Raw genomic sequence first — 17,977 nt, 5'->3', positions numbered from 1 at the left:
GACGGGGCCCGGTGACGGCCTGGTGTCCGAGCGCCGGGCAACGCGCACGCTTCGCACGCGCGTCCGTCGGGTCTGCATCCCTCACAAAGCATGACGGACACTATGCAGCACTGCTGTACCCGCCCGCAGGCAAGGGGTCTCTTCGTTCCGCGAGGGGCTCACGCGCGGCACTCCGCCCGCATCTGCGCCGCCGCGTGGTGCGCTCCGCCGCCGTCGTCGTCGCCTTGGTCCTCGCCTCTGTCGACGAGTTGGACGGTCAGCTTCTGGTCGTGGACCGGCACCTTCTCGACGACGAGGCCACTGCCCCGCAGTTCGGTCTGGTCGATCTCGAAGACCTTGACCACACTGCCCGGATCGTCCGGGTCGGACAGCACGTTGTACGTGGTGGGCCGGCCCGCCACGTCCCGGTCGCGTCCGCTGTCGGGTACGACGACGGCGACCGAGCAGGTGTCGTAGCCGCTGCCGACGTACCAGGACCAGGTCGCCCGCCCGCCACCGTCCTTGGTGCTCCTGCCGGACATGGGGACCGCCGTGAATCGGCCGTCGCAGCCGTCGCCGCGGTGGCCTCCGGAGCTGACGGTGTACCAGCCGTCGTCGCCGTCGCTGAAGCGGTTCTCCTCGCGGTAGAGGCCGCCTCCCGTGCAACCGGGCCCGGCCCAGGCGGAGTACGCGGGCCCTCGGGCCTCCTCGGGCGGCCGGACCTTCGTGGGTGGTTTCGGGGTGGCACGCACGGGCGGCGGGGAGGAAGCGTCACTCGGCGGGTCCGCCGGGGCGATGCGCTGCGGTGCGCCGCCCAGATCGCCGATGTCGTCGCCCGCGCCTCCGGCCGGGCCGTCGCCGGGTGCCTCCGAGGCCTGCGAGGTGTTCCCGTACAGATCCGCGGCAGAGACGGTCAGGGCGGCCACCGCCACCACGACGGCCCCTGTCAGCAGGAGTTTGTTCCTGCGGGAGAGCAGAAGCAGGCGTCCCCGCAGGGCCCGTCCCGTCGACCGTCCGGGGCGGGGATCCCCGGCCCACTCGTGCCTGGCCGTCCCACCGGCCGTCCCGCACTCCCGGCAGGTCGTACCGGGGAGCGCCTGTGTGCCGTCGCCACCGCATTGTTCGCACGCCATGTATTCGCACCTGCACCAGTGGACCGACCGATCGGTATGCCGAGCGCGTCCACTATGCACGAGCAGCGGAAGGTGAGGTAGGTGTTAACGCGGGTAAGGGCGAAAGGATCTAGCGGAGTTCCTCAGGGCACGGGGTCCCGCGGGGAAGCTGGTACGGGGCGGCGAGCCGATAGGTGCCCGGCCGCGGGGCGAGGAGCTCGGTCCACTCGTCGCCCTCCGTGTCCTCCTCCGCCTTCAGCAGACAGCCGTTGGTGTTGACGAAAGTTCTGGGTCCGTCCTCGCGCGCCTTTGACTCCGGCGTCTCCTGCGGGCCTTCGACACCCTTGCCCTCGTCGTCCACGAGGCTCAGCCACGGCGAGTAGGGGACGCGGATCAGCACCCGGCCCGCGTTCTTCACATGGATGGTCAGCTCGCCCGCACCCGCGTGGTCCACGGTCGCCGGCGGTTCCGCCATCGGCGTCGGGTTCTCGACCGCGAACAGCTGCCAGTTGGCGTCGCCCCAGATACGGGTCAGATACGGCTGGCCCGCGCGTACGAGCTCCGCCTCCTGCTTGGCCCCGCTCGAGTCCGGCGCCCCCTTAGGCAGCACCACGTAGTGCACGGCCCACCGGTCGAGCCACGCGCGGTAGTTCGCGGAGGTGAGGACGTTCTCCTTGTCGTAGAAGAGCGGGTTGCGCTTCATGTCGGCCTGGCGGTTCCAGCCGCGGGCCAGGTTGACGTACGGGGCGAGGGCCGACGCCTCCCGGTGGCTGCTCGCCGGCACGACCTCGACCCGGCCGCGCTCGGCGTTCACCTCCTGGAGCCGGTTGACCAGCGGCGCCAGCTCGCGGTTCCAGGAAGCCGTCGGGGCCGTACGGACGATGTCGTCCACGCCCTTGTAACCGATCCAGGCGTTCAGTCCGACGACGGCGATGACGACGGCGTACCACTTACGGGAACGCGGCACGGTGTACGGCAGGGCGGCGAGCAGCACCACGCCCGCGAAGAGCATCGGCAGCCTGGAGACGTTGGACCCGATCTGCGAGTCGATCGCCCAGGTCAGCAGCGTGCCGACGGCGTAGACCGCGGCGCCGGTGCGGACGGTGCGCCACTCCTTCGGTACGAGCAGGAACACGAGGACGCCGTAGACGAACGGGAGCGACGTCGACCAGATCGACATGGGCTGTGTGCCGGAGAACGGGAACAGCCACGCGGACAGCGCCACGACGAGCACCGGCGTGAGGCCGATCGCGTAGGCCCCGGGACGGCGGCCGCCCAGGAACAGCGCCGCGGCCACCACGCCGAGGAACAGGCCCGCGACGGGGCTTGCCGCGGTGGCGAGACCGGCGAGCGGCGCGGCGACGGCGGCCTTCGCCCAGCGGTTGTGACGCAGGCGGTGCGGCCAGCAGAAGACGGCGCCGACCGCGCCGAGCGCGAACATCATGCCGAGGCCGAAGGTGACCCGGCCGGACAGCGCGTTGCACAGGAACGCGAAGACGCCCACGAGGGAACACGCCACCGGATTGCGCACGGCACGCACCCGGACCAGCATCAGCGCGGTCAGGGTGGCCGACACGGTACCGGCGAGCATCATGGTCGTCCGCACGCCGAGGAGTGACATCAGGTACGGGGAGACCACGCTGTACGAGACGGGGTGCATGCCGCCGTACCAGGCGAGGTTGTACGCCGAGTCGGGGTGGCGGCCGACGAACTCGGCCCAGGCGTCCTGGGCCGCGATGTCGCCGCCGCTGTTGGCGAAGAAGAAGAACCAGAGCAGGTGCACGAAGGCGGCCGCGGCCGTCGCGAGGGCGACGGGATGACGTGAGAGGCGGTCGCGTACGCCCGCGAACCGCGTGGGAGCGGAGGCAGGTGCGGGGGCAGGGGCGGGTGCGGGTGCGGAGGTGAAGGTGGCGGTGGAGCCCGACGCGAGGCGGGGCTCCGGCAACTTCGACTGCGACCGCGGACGGAGCGGTATTCGCGGACCGGTGCCGAGGGTGGTGCCGTCGGTGATGGTGGTCGTGTCGCCGGCGGACGCGGAGGCGTCGACGGCCGGCTGATCGCCGCTGGTCCCACCCGTGGTGGTGCCGTGGGTGCTGCTGCCGTCCGTCCGTGTCGGCTCAGCGGTGGTCACTGCGGCTCTCCCCGTCCTGTCCAGCTGTCCGCCGTCGTCCTCCCGGCCGGCTGCGCCTCGATGCTCGCTGTTCGCTTCTCGTTCCTCAAGACGCTGCCCAGGCGCCCGGAGTTGCCCCGGGACGCTAGCACGCGGGCGCCCCGGTCTCCCGGGACGCCCGCGCGGCGGTCAGCCGAGGCGGGTGAGCTTGGCGCCGAAGCCCGGCTCGGAGAGGTCCCGCTGCAGGGCGACGGGTGCGCTGACCTTGCCGACGCCCTCGCCGACGGACACCTGGCCGACGACCGTTCCGGCCTTCGCCGCGTGCGGGACCGCGCTGCCGTTCTCCGCGATCTCGATCTTCACCTGGAGACCGGCCCAGCCGACGGCCTTCAGGTCCTTGGTGGCGACGAGGGGCGTACGGCCGCCGAGCCCGTCGTCGACGTGTCCGACGACGTCGCCCTTCTTGACCACCGTGGCCGAGGTGACGGCCTCCTGGGCAGGCGGGATCAGCGCGATGCTGTAGTCGATCGCCTTCTCCAGCTTCTGCCACAGCTGAGGAGCGTCCTGCACGCCCATCACTATCCCGACGATGCGCCGGACCTCACCGTCGACGACGGCGTTCGCGGACCAGAGCAGGTTGCCGCCGGCCGGGGTGGACGAACCGGTCTTGATACCGCCGACGCCGTCCATCAGCAGGGCTTCGTCGTTGTTGTTGCGGATCTTTCCGTCGATGCCCGGGATCTCGATCTGCGTCGTGTTCACGATCTCCCTGAACACGTCGTTCTCCATGACCGCCTTGCCGAGCTTGATCTGGTCCAGCGGGGTGGAGACGGTGGTGGCCTTGAGACCGCTCGGGTCGGTGTAGGTGCTGTTCGTCATGCCGAGTTCCTTGGCGGCGTCGTTCATCTTCTTGACGAACGCCTCCTCGGAGCCGGCGTCCCAGCGCGCCAGCAGACGGGCCGCGTTGTTGCCCGAGGGGATCATCAGCAGCTGGAGCATCTGCTTCTCGGTGAACTGCTGGCCTTCCTTGATGGGAGCCGTCGACTCGCTCTTCGCCTTCGACTCCTCCTCGGCCTTCTTGTCGACCGTGATCTTCGGGCCGACCTGCTTGCCGGTGATCGGGTGGTCCCTGAGGATCACGTACGCCGTCATCGTCTTCGCGACGCTCGCGATGGGGGCGGGCTTCTGGGCACCGTACTGACCGAGGCTGCCGACGCCGACGACCTCGGCCGCGCCCTGGCCCTCCGCCGGCCACGGGAGTTCGAGCTTGCCGCCCTCGAAGGTGTGGGTCTCCTCCGCGGACAGCGAGAGCGTGGGGTCCGGAAGCGGACGTACGAGCTGTACGACCGCAAAGACGACCAGGAGGAGCAGGACCAGCGGCGTCCAGATCTTGACCCGCCGCACGACGGTGCGGACCGGCGTCTGGGGTGGCGGGGGCGTGTTCGTCAGCTCGGCGAGCAGGTCGAGCGGCGGCAGCGGCGGCATCGGCTGCTGCTTGGTCCGCTCGGCCTCGACAAGGGACGCGGGAGTCCCGGACGCGGCCGGGAGCGGCTGCGCCGGTCCGGCCGGTGCGGGGGCGGGGGCGGCCGGCGCGGGGGCCGCCGGCGCCGGTGCGGAAGCCGCAGCGGCCTTGGGAGTCTTGGACGCGGCGGACGCGGGACGTACGTCGTCGCGGCGCAGCGGCACGAAGGTGCTGGTGCGCTCGGCGTCCGTCTCCGGCTGCGACGCGGGCTCGGGCCGTGACTCCGGACGGGACTCCGGCTTCCCGGCGGGCGTGGCACGCGGGGGCATCTTGAGGGCGGTGGTGGGCTGATCGACGGCCGGACGCCGCAGCGCCTTGAACATGGTCGTCGGCTGGTCGACGCCGTGCCCGCCGGTCTCGGCAGGGGCGTCGACTTCGCCCTTTGCTTCCGCACCGGCCGGGGCTTCGGCTTCGCCGTCCTCGGTGTCCGGGCTCCCGCGTTCGGCGTCGTCCTCGTCCTCGTCCTGGCCGTCGCCGTCGGACGCGGCGGAATCGGATCGTTCCGCCGCCGGCGCTTCGGTGTCGTCCTCGGCCGTGGCTGTGTCTGTGGCTGCGTCAGAAGCCTTAGCGGCGGCCGCCTCGGCGTCGGCCGGATCGGCGTGGTCCGACGTGTCGCCGGCGTCCGCCGCGGTCGCGACAGCAGCGCCCTTTGCCGCGTCGGGAGTGGCCTCGCTGGACGGGTCCTTGGCGGGCTCGGCGGCCGTGGCGGACTCCACGGCGGCCTCTGCGACCGGCTCTGTGGCGGACGACGCCTCCTCCGGCACCTCCGCGCTCCCCTCGGCCTCCCCGGCCCTCTGGGCGCCCTCAGAGCCACCCTCCGAGCCGTCTGAGCCCTCGGAGGCCTCAGCACCGTCAGGGTCCTTCGAGCCGTCAGAGTCCCCAGAACCCTCGGGGTCCTTCGAGCCGTCCGAGTCCTTCGAACCGTCCTCCGGCTCGTCCGCCGTCGCCACCCACGCCGCAACCGCGGCGCGCAGGCGTGCGTCATTGCCCGAAGGGGCTGCGTCCGGCTCATTCGGCGTCGGCGTGGTCCTGAAGACGGCCGTCGCCTGGTCCACAGGGGCCGGGCGCTCCGTCGTCTCTTCCGTCGTCGTCGTGGAGGTGTCATGGCCGGAGCCCTGTCCCTGCGCGGCGTCGCGCCCGGGAGATGGCCGGCCGAACACGGTGAGACGCGGATCGCGCTCCTCCTGAGTCGTCTCCCCCGACGACTTCCGCTGCTCCGACTTGTCGGGGGACTCGCCCGCCACCGTGCCTCCTCCATGAGTCATGTGCCATGCGCCATGCGTATGTCTTCACGAACACCCGGAACCGGCGGCCCGCCGACGGCCCGTGGTGTCCGAACCATCTACCAGTGTCCTGTGTGAGCGCTTGGCTCCCGTGCTAGACGAGAACGACATACCTATCGGTTCCCTAACAAAGCACCCAGGCGCCCTCGACAGACCAATGTGAGAGGGGTCACCCTGTCATTCATCCACGCGGGGAGGCATGGATGGGCAGGAGCCGCAGAACACTTCCGGAGGAGCTTCTGCTGCTCGCTCTGGACCCGGCAACGGGTACCACAGCGCAGCCGCAGTCGCTCGACCTCGGCCTGGCCGGGGCACAGCTAGTAGAGCTGGCTCTGGCAGGACGGATAGCCCCGGACGGGGATCGTATCGCCGTGGTGATGCCACGGCCGACAGGAGATCCGACGCTGGACTCCGCACTGGAACTGCTGCGCAGACGCGGCAGTCCGGTTCGGGCGGTCCACTGGATCGGCGGGCCCCGACTGGGGCTGCGCCAGATTTACCTCTCGCATCTGGAGCGGTGCGGCATGGTGCATGCCGTCGCGGGCCAGATGTGCGGAGTTCTGCCGACGACTCGCTACCAGGCGACGGACACGGCGATCAGCCGGGACATCAGGGCCCGGCTGGACAGTGCGATCCGCACCGGTGTACCGCCGGACCCGCGGACCGCGGCGCTCGCCGCACTGGCCCACGCGGTCGGACTCGGCAAGCACCTGTACCCGGGCAACGAAGGGCGTTCCTCGCGGTCCCGTCTGCGGGACCTCATCAGGCACGACCCGATGGGCGGCCTCGTCGCACACGCGGTGATGGACGTCCAGAACGGTGCGGCCGCCCAGCCGCGCCGTGCCCAGCCGACGGCCCCCGCAGGCCGCCAGCCGGGGCCCGTACCGATGCAGCCACGCCGCAGCAGCATGGCGGCACGTGTCGTCGCGCACTGAGCACGGCACCGCACCACCGCACCACCCGACACCCCGGTGCAGCACCGCGGAACCGGAGCGCTGAGGCGCCATGCACGGAACCGCGGTGCGGCACGGCAGGACCGCCGCACCGTCGTCCCCAACGGCCGGTTCGGGAGCCGCAAGAAGAACGCGCGGGGCAGCCAGGAAGGCTGCCCCGCGCGTTCGTATGTGTAGCCGCAGCGTTCGCGCGTGTAGCCATTTGGCAGCGCAGCGACCACCATTGGTGGCAATCTGCTCAGCAGTAGATACGCACAGCTACGCAGTCGGAGGTGCAGTACCCGTGGCGTCCAACGTCAATCCCACCGTCAGGAGACGCCGATTGGGGCAGGAGCTGCGCCGGCTCCGGGAGCTGAAGGGCATGACGGCGGAGGAGGTCGCGGAGCGCCTGCTCGTCTCCCAGTCGAAGATCAGCCGTCTGGAGAACGGCCGCCGCTCCATCAGCCAGCGCGATGTCCGCGATCTGTGCGGGGTCTACGAGGTCGAGGACCACCGGATCGTCGACTCGCTGATGCAGATGGCCAAGGACTCCCGCCAGCAGGGCTGGTGGCACGCCTTCGGCGACATCCCGTACAGCGTCTACATCGGCCTGGAGACCGACGCGGCCAGTCTGCGGGTGTACGAGCCGCAGGTCGTTCCCGGTCTGCTGCAGACGCGGCAGTACGCGGAGGCCCTCATCTCCGGTGCGCTGCCGGAGAGCGGCACCACCGACATCGAGAAGCGCGTCAGTGTCCGTCTGCGCCGTCAGGAGCGGATCAGGGACGCGGAGCACCCGCTGCGGATGTGGGCGGTCATCGACGAGGCCGCGCTGCGCCGCCAGGTCGGCGGGCGGCAGCTGATGCGCGAGCAGCTCGAGCACCTGGTGGAGCTGTCGCAGCAGCCCCATGTCACCGTGCAGGTGCTGCCGTTCGAGATGGGCGCGCACCCGGGCGTCAACGGTCAGTACGCGATCCTGGAGTTCCCGGACACGTCCGACTCGAGCGTCGTCTACATCGAGGGCGTGACGAGCGACCTGTACCTCGAGAAGGCCAACGACGTGCAGAAGTACAGCGTCATGTACGAGCACCTGCGCGCGCAGGCCCTGAACGTGGAGCAGACGCGTCAGTTCATCGCGTCCATCGCCAAGGAATACACCGAGGGAGACGCCGCCTGACCGAGGCGGCGGAACGGTACACCAGAGGCACCGTACGACGGAAGAGTCGCATGGAATATGCCATCCGGTCGAGTGAACGCCCGTCTCGCTCAACCCTGTCGGCGAGTAGCGTCGATCACGCCAGCAAGACGTTGGCTCGGATCACACCACTTGCCGGAAGCGGAGCGAACATGGCAATCCTTCAGGGCGCGACGGAGAGCTGGACGAAGTCCTCGTACTCCACGGGAAACGGCGCTTGCGTAGAGGTCAAGTCACCTGTAGTCCAGGCGATCTCCGTACGGGACTCGAAAGTCCCCGCAGGCCCGACGATCACCTTCGTCCCCGAATCGTGGAACGCGTTCGTGAACGAAGTGGGCGACGGCGCGTTCGACCTCGGCTGAGCGCGTCACCGCCCGCAGTACGAGCAACGCGAAGACACGAGCGGCACGCCGCACAAGGCAGTACCGAGAGCCCTCTCGACTGGATCGCCGTCCCGGCCGAGGGGGCTCGGCCATACCCCGGACCGCGCCGGCAGCGTGCCTCAGCGCAGCTGGTCGACATAGCGGTCGGTCCCGGGGACGGTCGGCACGAAAGGCGCCACCAGCTCCACCCGGCCCAGCCCCGACTCCGCCACCGCCGTGTCCAGCCCGGTGAACGTGTCCTCCCACCGGTCCCTCGGGTCCTCCTCGAGGAACCACAGCAGCGTCAGCCGGCTGTCCACGCCCTCCACCTGCTTCACATAGGTCATCCGGTCCCCCGGCAGCGGTGTGGGCCGGAAGACCGTCACCATGGCCGCGCACGAGCCCGCCAGCCTCCTCGGCAGATGCTTCGCGCGCAGCCACCGCAGCAGTTCGGTCCGCTGCGCGGGGCCGTCGGCATCGACGACCTCCAGCACCAGACCGGCGTACGGATGGTCCAGCGCGTGCTGGTCGCGCGGGCCCGCGGCGCCGTCGCGGTAGACGGTGGCCTCATGGTCCTGGAAGGCCGTGAAGACGTGCGTACGCCGCTGGTGGACGCGGCCGTCACGGCCCAGGCGCTTGTTGATGGCGACGGTCCATCTCATGTGGTCGTCGTAGCGGCCCTCGGTGATCCAGTACGTCGAGAGGTAGCACCCGGCCGTCACCGGCTGAGCCACCGCCGACTTCTCCGGGTAGCGCAGCAGTTGCAGGTCCCGGGTCGCCACCCAGCGCCGGCCGGCGCTGATCCAGGGCATCGCCATCGCGCCCGCGTAGTAGTGGTCGTCCTCGTACCAGCGGTTGTACGCGTACTCGTGCCCCGGATGCGGCTCGACCATCGTGATCAGCGCGTGGCCGGGACGAACCCCGTACGGGCCGACGGACGCCAGCTCCGCGTACATCTCGCTGCGCGTCTCCTCACCGCGTGTGCCGCCGTCTCCGCTGCCGTCGCTGGGCCTGTCCTCGCTCATGGCGCTCCCCTTCCTTCCTGGGCCGGGCCGACCTACTCTGACGCTCCGTCAGATAATGCGCCAGCCTCGGGAGGCACCGGGATGCTGCTTCGGGACAAGAACGTCGTCGTGTCGGGCGTCGGCGCCGGGCTCGGGTTCCAGGTCGCGGCCGCGGTGGTCGAGGAAGGCGGCAGCGCCGTACTCGGCGCGCGCACGGAGGCGAACCTCGCGAAGTCGGCCGGCGGGATCGACCCCGGCGGCACCCGCACCGCGTACCGGGCCACCGACATCACCGACGAGACCCAGTGCGAGGCGCTGGCCGCGCTCGCCATGGAGCGCTTCGGGCGGATCGACGCCGTGGTGCACGTCGCCGCCCTGGACAGTTCCTTCGGCGGCCTTCAGGACGCGGACTTCACCACCTGGCAGCGCGTCCTGGACGTGAATCTGCTCGGCACGCTGCGGATGACACGCGCGTGCCTGCCGGGGCTGCGGGAGCGGGGAGGCTCCGTCGTGTTCATCGGCACGCAGTCGGCTCTCGCCGCGCCCTCACAGGTGCGGCAGGCCGCGTACGCGGCGTCCAAGGGGGCGCTGACGTCCGCGATGTACTCCCTGGCCCGGGAGCTCGGCCCGGACCGTGTCCGGGTGAACACGGTGCTGCCCGGCTGGATGTGGGGGCCGCCGGTGCAGGCGTACGTCCGGTTCACCGCCGACGCCGAGAACGTGGCGGAGGACGAGGTGCTCGGGCGGCTCACCGAGCGGACCGCCCTGCCCGACCTGGCCACGGACCGGGACGTCGCCCAGGCGGCGGTCTTCCTTGCCTCCGACCGCGCCCGGTCGATCACCGGCCAGTCGCTTCTCGTCAACGCCGGTGAGCTGATGCGGTAGTTCGAGGACTGGGACCTCACCTCTTCCTGGCCGCACGGGACCCGCATCCCGTGCGGTCTCCTCTGTCTGTCGGACCTCGACGAAGTGCCCGCTCATCGTGTGGCCCGCCTCTCGTCCGCGACAACGCCCCTCAAGGTCAAGAACAAGTAAAAATCGTTCGTCTTGCTGATCCCCGTTCACACTCATGACCATCAGAGGCCTTGACCACCGCCCGCGGCAGCCTGTTCAATCCGGGAAGTCCCCAACTCCCGCATGGGGGCGCCGCTCAACGGACGCAAAGACGAAGCGCGCTCCTCGTTCACAAGGCGGACCCCTCTGGAGGGGACATGAACAGTCTCGACTGGGCCGTGCTCATCGGCTACTTCGGCGTGATGGTCGCGATCGGCGTCTGGTCCCACAAACGCGTGGACAACGTCAGCGACTTCTTCACCGCCGGCGGCAAGATGCCCTGGTGGCTGTCCGGCATCTCGCACCACATGTCGGGCTACAGCGCGGTGATGTTCACCGGCTACGCGGCCATCGCCTACACCTACGGCGTCACCTCGTACGTCACCTGGTCCTTCCCCATCGCGATCGGCATCGCGATCGGCGCCAAGGTGTTCGCGCCGCGGCTCAACCGGGTGCGGTCGCGACTGCATGTCGCCTCGCCGCTCGAATACCTCAAGAACCGCTACAACCTGCCGACGCAGCAGGCGCTCGCCTGGTCCGGCGTGCTGCTGAAGATCGTCGACGTCGGCGCGAAGTGGGCGGCCATCGCCACGCTCCTCTCCGTCTTCACCGGCGTCTCCCTCAACATGGGCATCCTGATCACCGGTGCGGTCACCGCCGTCTACTGCACCGTCGGCGGCCTGTGGGCCGATGCCCTCACCGAACTGGGCCAGTTCGTCATCCAGTTCGTCGCCGGTATCGCGATGCTCGTCGCCGTCATGGCCGAGCTGGGCGGCTTCAGCAGCCTGTGGACCGTGTGGGACGAGCCCGAGCTGAAGGGCCACGCCGCGCCGCTCGCGGGCCCGTACATGATGGTGTTCCTGATCGCGTACCTCTTCATCAAGACCTTCGAGTACAACGGCGGCATGTGGAACCAGGCCCAGCGCTACATGGCCACCGACTCCGCGAAGTCCGCGCAGCGCTCGGGCATCCTGTCCGCGGTGCTGTGGCTCGTCTGGCCCGCTGTCCTGTTCTTCCCCATGTGGGTCGCCCCGCTGCTCATCGAGACCGACGTGCCCGCCGACAGCTACGCGCTGATGGCCGAACAGTTGCTGCCGCACGGCCTGCTGGGCCTGGTCATCGTCGGGTTCTTCTCCCACACCATGGCCATGTGCTCCTCCGACGCCAACGCGATCGCCGCGGTCGTCACCCGCGACATCATGCCCGCGCTGTCCCGCAAGGCCAGGGAATGGGACACCCGCCTCGGACTGCTCGCCGCCCGCTGGACCACGCTGCTCTTCCTCGGTCTGTCGATGGCGATCGCGACGCAGGTCAACTCGCCGTTCTTCGGCGACATCATCACCGTCGTCATCAAGTGGGTCGCCGGCCTCATGGGCCCGATCGCCATCCCGCTGATGCTCGGCCTGCTCCCCTGGTTCCGTAAGAGCGGACCCACCGCCGCCCTGCTCAGCTGGGGTGCCGGCCTGCTCACCTTCTGGCTGGTCAACTACCCGATCAGCTGGAACGTCGAGGGCGGTGTGCCGCTCCAGTACCAGATCTCGGTGCCCCTGGCCGTCTCGCTCGTCCTCTACATCGTGGTCGGCTGGATCAAGCCCGAGGACACTCCCGAACGCGACGCCGTCCTCGCCAAGATCAACGGCGACGACGAGGGCGGCATCGGTGCCGCACGGCTGATCCCGTCGCCGGCCGCGGCCGGCGACGCGGACGTCAAGGTGCTCGGCCGCGAGAGCGCCGACAGCTGAGGCACGCCTCTCCGTCGGCCCTGCCGACCGTGCGAGGGCCCGGCTCCCGAGGAGGGGGGCCGGGCCGTCGTCGTTCCTGGACGGGGCGGGCCGGCTCAGGTCAGCTCGGCCGCCGCCCGCGGATACCGCTGGAGCCAGCCCGGCGCGGTCACCGTGGGGCTGTGCAGTGCCGGGCCCTGGGTCATCTCCATGGCGAAGTCGTCCGCGATCTCCAGCAGCGTCGGACGGCCCTCCAGCTCGCACAGCCAGGCCGGCGGCAGCGCGGTCTCGCCGTGCATCGCGCCCAGCAGCGCGCCGCACACGGTACCGGTCACCTCGGACGGGCCGTCGTGATTGACGGCGAGACGCAGCCCGTGCCTGATGTCCTCGCCGACGAGGGCGCAGTAGACGGCGATCGCGAGGGCGTCCTCCGCCTGCCTGGCGTCGCCGAGGGACGCGATCCGCGCCGGGCTCGGGATGCCCTGCCGCACGGCGCCGAGCGCCTGCTTGAGCGCGTCCGTGACCGGCTGATGGCCCGGCCGGGACGCCAGTTGCGCCAGCGCCCGCTGCACCGAGCCGTCCAGCGTCTCGCCGCGGGCCAGGCCGTGCACGATGACGGCGAACGCGCCGGCCGACAGGTAAGCGGTCGGATGCCCGTGCGTCTGCGCCGCGCACTCGACGGCGAGCTGGCACACCAACTGCGGCTCCCAGCCGACCAGCAGCCCGAACGGCGCGGAGCGCACCAGCGCGCCCGCGTCACGGGCGGTCGGGTTCTTGGGGGTCTGCAGGGTGCCCATGTTCGCGTCGCCGAGACCGATGACGGTGTCACGGGGCGGGTTGCGGCGGCTGTAGAGCCACTCCTCGCGGGCGAGCCAGCCGTTGTCCTTGCGGCGCTCGTCGGGGCCCCAGTCGCGCTGGGTCGCGGCCCATCTCAGATACGCGCGGTGCACATCGGTGGGCGGGTGCCAGGCGCCGGTGTCGCGGCGGACCTGGGCCCGTATCAGGCCGTCGACGGTGAAGAGCATCAGCTGTGTGGCGGCCGTCACCGCGCCGCGGCGGCCGTTGACCGGTTCGAGGTCGGTCAGCCCGTCGGGGCCGTGGGCGGCGCGGATCTCGTCGAGGGTGAGCCCACCGACACCGGCGCCGAGCGCGTCGCCGATGGCACCGCCGAGCAGCGCGCCGCGCACCCTCGCGCGGAAGTCCTGCTGCTCGGCACGGCCCCACACGCCTGCGGCTGCTGCGCTCACCGCGCTCCTCCCCCGACGTCGAACGAACACTGCCCGGCCCAGCACTGTAATCGAACGGCAACGGCCGGCTCAGGGGGCGAGGGCGGTCCCGGCCTGGCCGTGCGCGGGTCGCACCGGTATGTCGCGGGACGCAGGCAGGCGCGGCGTACCGACCCGTATGCCCCGCCGTGCCGGGCACCGGCGCGGCCGTGCCCTACGGCCTGTTTTGCGCGCCGCGCCGGGATCGGTCGGGGTGGCCGGGCCGCCCGGCGGCCGGTCCGCCTGGTCGGTCCGGCCGGCGATCGGTCCGCCGGTGGTCGGTCCGACCGGCGGTCAGTCCGGCCGGCGGTCAGTCCGGCAGCAGGGGCAGCAGCGCCGGGAGGTGCCCGTCGGACGCGCTCGCCGCCTGCTGACGCTCGGCCGGGACCTCCCCGTACAGCGTCGTACGCGGCCTGGACGGCCGCCCGGCGGCCTCCGCGATGGCGGTCAGGTCGCGGACGGAGCGGTACGAACCGTAACTGGAGCCCGCCATACGGGAGATGGTCTCCTCCATCAGCGTGCCGCCGAGGTCGTTGGCCCCCGAGCGGAGCATCTCCGCCGCACCCTCCGCACCCAGCTTCACCCAGCTGGTCTGGATGTTGGTGATGTGCGGGTGCAGGAGGATGCGGGCCATCGCGGTGACGGCGCGGTTGTCGCGGGTGGTCGGGCCGGGCCTCGCGATGCCCGCCAGATACACGGGTGCGTTGGTGTGGATGAACGGCAGGGTCACGAACTCCGTGAAGCCGCCGGTCTCCTGCTGGATGCGGGCGAGCGTACGGAAGTGGCCGAGCCAGTGGCGGGGCTGGTCCACATGCCCGTACATCATCGTGGACGAGGACCGGATGCCGAGCTCGTGCGCCGTCTTCACGACCTCGATCCAGGTCGCCGTCGGCAGCTTGCCCTTGGTGAGGACCCAGCGGACCTCGTCGTCGAGGATCTCCGCGGCGGTGCCGGGGATGGAGTCGAGGCCGGCCTCCTTCGCCGCCGTCAGCCACTCGCGGACGGACATGTTGGTGCGGCTGGCGCCGTTGACGACCTCCATCGGCGAGAAGGCGTGCACATGCATGCCGGGGACGCGTTCCTTGACGGCCCGTGCGATGTCGAAGTACGCGGTGCCGGGCAGGTCGGGGTGGATGCCGCCCTGCATGCACACCTCGACCGCGCCCACGTCCCACGCCTGCTGCGCCCGGTCCGCGACCTGGCTCAGCGAGAGGGTGTAGGCGTCCGCGTCGGTGCGCCGCTGGGCGAAGGCGCAGAAACGGCAGCCGGTGTAGCAGACGTTGGTGAAGTTGATGTTCCGCGTGACGATGTACGTGACGTCGTCGCCGACGACCGCCCTGCGGAGCTCGTCGGCGATGCGGGTGAGCGCGTCCAGGGCGGGGCCGTCGGCGTGCAGCAGGGCCAGCGCCTCGTCGTCCGTCAGCCTGGTGGGGTCGTCGGCGGCCGTGGCCAGTGCGGCCTTCACATCGGTGTCGAGGCGCTGCGGCACCATGCCGGGCGCGGCGGCCTCCCGCAGGGCGTCCCAGTCGCCGTAGACGGCGTCGAAGTCGTCACGCCGGTCGTGCGTACGGCCGTCGGTGTCGATGGTCCGGTGCAGATCCGTACGCCCGGTGGCGGTGAAGCCCTCGTCGGGCTCCTGCCAGGGCAGCCCCGTGGGGCAGGCGTCGCTCTTCGCGAGACCGGTCTCCGGGTCGGCCAGCGCCCGTACGTGCGGCAGCAGCCGCGGATCGAGCCACGGCTCGCCGCGCTGGACGAACTCCGGGTACACGCACAGCCGTTCGCGGAGCTCGAAGCCTTCGGCCGCCGACCTCTCGGCCAGCTCGTCGATCCGGGGCCAGGGCCGCTCCGGATTGACGTGGTCGGGGGTGAGCGGCGACACGCCGCCCCAGTCGTCGATCCCGGCGCGGATCAGCCGCGCGAACTCCGCGTCCACCAGGTTCGGCGGCGCCTGCAGACAGGCGGAGGGCCCCATGATGTGGCGCGCGACCGCGACGGTCGCGACCAGCTCGTCCAGCTCGGCGTCCGGCATACCGCGCATGGCCGTGTCCGGCTTGGCGCGGAAGTTCTGCAGGATCAGCTCCTGGATGCCGTGGTACGCCCGCGAGACGCGGCGCAGCGCGAACAGCGACTCGGCCCGCTCCTCGTACGTCTCGCCGATCCCGATCAGCAGCCCGCTGGTGAACGGCACGTTCGTCCGTCCTGCGTCCTCCAGCACGCGGAGCCTGACAGCGGGCTCCTTGTCGGGCGACCCGTAATGCGGCCCGCCCGGCTCGCTCCACAGCCGGGTCGCCGTGGTCTCCAGCATCATCCCCATCGACGGCGCGACCGGCTTCAGCCGCTGGAAGTCGGTCCAGGACATCACCCCGGGGTTGAGGTGCGGGAGCAGCCCGGTCTCCTCGAGGATCCGGATGGCCATGGCCCGCACGTACGCGATCGTGTCGTCGTACCCGTGCGCGTCGAGCCACTCGCGGGCCTCGGGCCAGCGGTCCTCCGGCTTGTCGCCGAGCGTGATCAGCGCTTCCTTGCAGCCCTGTTCGGCGCCGCGCCGCGCGATCTCCAGCACCTCGTCCGGCGACATGAACATCCCGTGCCCCGCGCGGCGGAGCTTGCCGGGCACGGTCACGAACGTGCAGTAGTGGCACTTGTCGCGGCACAGGCGGGTGAGCGGGATGAAGACGCTCCTCGAGTACGTGATGATCCCGGCCCGGCCGGCCGCCTCCAGCCCCGCGTCCCGGACCCTCGCGGCGGAGGCGGCAAGGTCCTCCAGGTCCGCGCCGCGCGCCTGCAACAGCACGGCGGCTTCCGCGACATCGAGCGCGACCCCGTCCCTGGCCCGCTTGAGCGCCCGGCGCATGGCGTTGGCGGTGGGCCGTGCGGTGGGTTGGCCGGGCTGTCCGGGCTGTCCGGGCTGTCCAGGCTGTCCAGGCTGTCCAGGCTGTCCAGGCTGTCCGGGCTGGTCGTCGGGCTGGTGATCGGTCATGCGTCGAGCATACGAGCGGGGTGGGGCGGGTCCGTGACGTCGGCGACATGCGTCCCATATGCATCGGTTTGCCACCCGATCTCCGTTGCATGGAGGGCCCGGGCCGGGCAGCTCCTGGACGAGCTCGCCCTCGCGCGGCTCAGATTCATGATGTCGCTGGAGGATTCCGGGGACACCGCCGTTCTGGCGCCCCTCGACGACTCCGGCAGCCTGTGGAAGCCCTGGAAGGAGAAGGAAAATGGCTTCGCTCGTCTACTTTCGCAAAGTTTCCGAATCGGGTGATTCGGTCCAATATGCATTCGGCTTCGATCCGACGGAAACGCCTCGCGCTCTCATCATGGATACGAAGAGCCGTCGATCCCGTCCGGCGGACGGTGAAGTCGACTACGCATTCCTCAAGGCGTCGCGCAAAATCAACGCCATGTACGACGAGTTGGCGCAATGGCCGGACCGCGGAGCGAGTGCAAGCTGACAACGCCGAGACCCCGCGCCCTGGGGGTACGGTGCCCGGTCGGCTGAGTAGCCGTGCTCATCCGGCTTGAGTCGGTTGACGGGTACGGCCGTGGCGGCCCTCCTCGTAGCGTCGTCCCCGTGACCGAAGACCTCGCGCAGCCCCGCACCAGCACGTCCGCCGCCAAGTGGGTCGGCATCGCCCTGGCGACGATCGTCGGCATCCCTGTGCTGCTGGTGCTCGTCGTACTGGTGACGTACGGCGTCCAGCGCGCGACCCCCGAGGACTACCCGAAGGCCGCGCCGCAGACCATGGCCGACCGGGCGGGTGCCCGCTCCCAGGAGTCGTACGACGTCCTCGGCTTCGACGCCCTGATCCCGTCGGGCGAGTTCAACTCCCTGTCGTCCGGCTACTGCTACCCGGACGGCCTGGAGAGCGTGGCCGACGAACACGTCGACAACGCATACGCCCTCTCCCACTCGTGGCACCTCGCCGACGTCCCGGAGTCGGAGGCGCTCCCGGCCATGCGCCGTCTGCGCGACCACCTGAAGGCGGAGGGCTGGGACATCGTCTCGTTCGACTCCACCCCGTCGGGCGACAATTGGACGCTGCGCACGGAACGCGACGGCGACGGCCGCCAGGTCTACGAGTGGTACGCGGACGGCGGCCGCTTCTACGGGGGCGTGCACGCGGAGTGTGCGTACCTCCCGACCCCGCCGACGGACCCGTACGCGAGCCCGGACGACGCGACGACGGGCCTGACGGCGCCGACACTGCGGCCGGCGTCGGACTGACGGCGGTGGCGACGCCTGGCTGACGCCGGTGTCCCGTGGGACGACTTGCCCTATTTCCCCGTTGCTGGCGGGAAGTTCCGCGTGACAGCATCCGAGGCGTGAGTGGCAACGGGGATGACATATCGAGGCCGGACCGCCTCTCCAGGCTGTCGGAGTTGGCCGAATTGACCCACCCGGCCGAACTGGCCGAGCCGGCTGATGGGCCTTCTCATGGCGA

Annotated in this window: 13 protein-coding genes; 7 read left to right on the top strand and 6 right to left on the bottom strand. The window is 70.7% G+C overall.

Annotated features, from left to right (window positions below; translation table 11 throughout):
* Window positions 1–158 precede the first annotated feature (158 nt).
* The 3 genes from ACIPJI_RS16755 to ACIPJI_RS16745 all read right to left on the bottom strand — a co-directional run bounded on the left by ACIPJI_RS16755 (window position 159) and on the right by ACIPJI_RS16745 (window position 5,988).
* Window positions 159–1,112 (bottom strand): adhesin, encoded by a 954-nt coding sequence (locus ACIPJI_RS16755; protein ID WP_307706917.1) that lies wholly within the window; start codon window positions 1,110–1,112, stop codon window positions 159–161.
* Between the two features lie 109 nt (window positions 1,113–1,221).
* Window positions 1,222–3,222: an MFS transporter gene (locus tag ACIPJI_RS16750; RefSeq protein ID WP_402246953.1), complete on the bottom strand. Its 2,001-nt coding sequence runs from the start codon at window positions 3,220–3,222 to the stop codon at window positions 1,222–1,224.
* Window positions 3,223–3,390: 168 nt separating this feature from the next.
* Window positions 3,391–5,988, bottom strand: coding sequence for a serine hydrolase (locus ACIPJI_RS16745; RefSeq protein ID WP_402246951.1), 2,598 nt, complete (start codon window positions 5,986–5,988; stop codon window positions 3,391–3,393).
* A 221-nt stretch (window positions 5,989–6,209) separates the two neighbouring features.
* Here ACIPJI_RS16745 and ACIPJI_RS16740 point away from each other — a divergent pair, with 221 nt between their 5' ends.
* From ACIPJI_RS16740 to ACIPJI_RS16730, 3 genes are all read left to right on the top strand, one after another.
* Window positions 6,210–6,941 (top strand): GPP34 family phosphoprotein, encoded by a 732-nt coding sequence (locus ACIPJI_RS16740; protein ID WP_307706919.1) that lies wholly within the window; start codon window positions 6,210–6,212, stop codon window positions 6,939–6,941.
* A gap of 301 nt (window positions 6,942–7,242) precedes the next feature.
* Window positions 7,243–8,112 carry a helix-turn-helix transcriptional regulator gene (locus ACIPJI_RS16735; RefSeq protein ID WP_159690975.1) on the top strand — a complete coding sequence of 290 codons (870 nt, stop codon included), beginning with the start codon at window positions 7,243–7,245 and terminating at the stop codon, window positions 8,110–8,112.
* 170 nt (window positions 8,113–8,282) lie between these two features.
* The gene (locus tag ACIPJI_RS16730) at window positions 8,283–8,492 is read left to right on the top strand and encodes a DUF397 domain-containing protein (RefSeq protein ID WP_356618562.1); all 210 of its coding nucleotides are present in this window, start codon (window positions 8,283–8,285) and stop codon (window positions 8,490–8,492) included.
* A gap of 140 nt (window positions 8,493–8,632) precedes the next feature.
* On the opposite strand, the gene ACIPJI_RS16725 is transcribed toward ACIPJI_RS16730, so the two are convergent.
* On the bottom strand, window positions 8,633–9,517 hold the full coding sequence (locus ACIPJI_RS16725; RefSeq protein ID WP_402246948.1) for a hypothetical protein: 885 nt from the start codon (window positions 9,515–9,517) through the stop codon (window positions 8,633–8,635).
* Window positions 9,518–9,598: 81 nt separating this feature from the next.
* Here ACIPJI_RS16725 and ACIPJI_RS16720 point away from each other — a divergent pair, with 81 nt between their 5' ends.
* Window positions 9,599–10,381 carry an SDR family oxidoreductase gene (locus ACIPJI_RS16720; protein ID WP_402246946.1) on the top strand — a complete coding sequence of 261 codons (783 nt, stop codon included), beginning with the start codon at window positions 9,599–9,601 and terminating at the stop codon, window positions 10,379–10,381.
* Between the two features lie 326 nt (window positions 10,382–10,707).
* The gene (locus ACIPJI_RS16715; RefSeq protein WP_356618569.1) at window positions 10,708–12,291 is read left to right on the top strand and encodes a sodium:solute symporter family protein; all 1,584 of its coding nucleotides are present in this window, start codon (window positions 10,708–10,710) and stop codon (window positions 12,289–12,291) included.
* Between the two features lie 95 nt (window positions 12,292–12,386).
* Here ACIPJI_RS16715 and ACIPJI_RS16710 read toward each other — a convergent pair whose 3' ends face one another.
* Together ACIPJI_RS16710 and ACIPJI_RS16705 are read right to left on the bottom strand one after the other, a co-directional pair.
* Window positions 12,387–13,517 (bottom strand): ADP-ribosylglycohydrolase family protein, encoded by a 1,131-nt coding sequence (locus ACIPJI_RS16710; RefSeq protein ID WP_307706924.1) that lies wholly within the window; start codon window positions 13,515–13,517, stop codon window positions 12,387–12,389.
* 328 nt (window positions 13,518–13,845) lie between these two features.
* Entirely contained in the window at window positions 13,846–16,515 is a 2,670-nt protein-coding gene (locus ACIPJI_RS16705; protein WP_402246944.1) for a bifunctional FO biosynthesis protein CofGH, read from the bottom strand.
* A 238-nt stretch (window positions 16,516–16,753) separates the two neighbouring features.
* Between ACIPJI_RS16705 and ACIPJI_RS16700 the strand changes: the two genes are divergently transcribed.
* Together ACIPJI_RS16700 and ACIPJI_RS16695 are read left to right on the top strand one after the other, a co-directional pair.
* Complete coding sequence (locus ACIPJI_RS16700; protein ID WP_402246942.1) at window positions 16,754–16,987, top strand: hypothetical protein; 234 nt, start codon at window positions 16,754–16,756, stop codon at window positions 16,985–16,987.
* A 119-nt stretch (window positions 16,988–17,106) separates the two neighbouring features.
* Window positions 17,107–17,760 (top strand): hypothetical protein, encoded by a 654-nt coding sequence (locus ACIPJI_RS16695; protein ID WP_402246941.1) that lies wholly within the window; start codon window positions 17,107–17,109, stop codon window positions 17,758–17,760.
* Window positions 17,761–17,977: the final 217 nt, after the last annotated feature.

It is taken from the genome of Streptomyces sp. NPDC086835, from assembly GCF_044745705.1.
Taxonomy (GTDB): Bacteria; Actinomycetota; Actinomycetes; order Streptomycetales; family Streptomycetaceae; genus Streptomyces.
The sequence above is the reverse complement of the archived record's forward strand: the minus strand, read 5'-3'. Positions and strand labels throughout refer to the sequence as shown.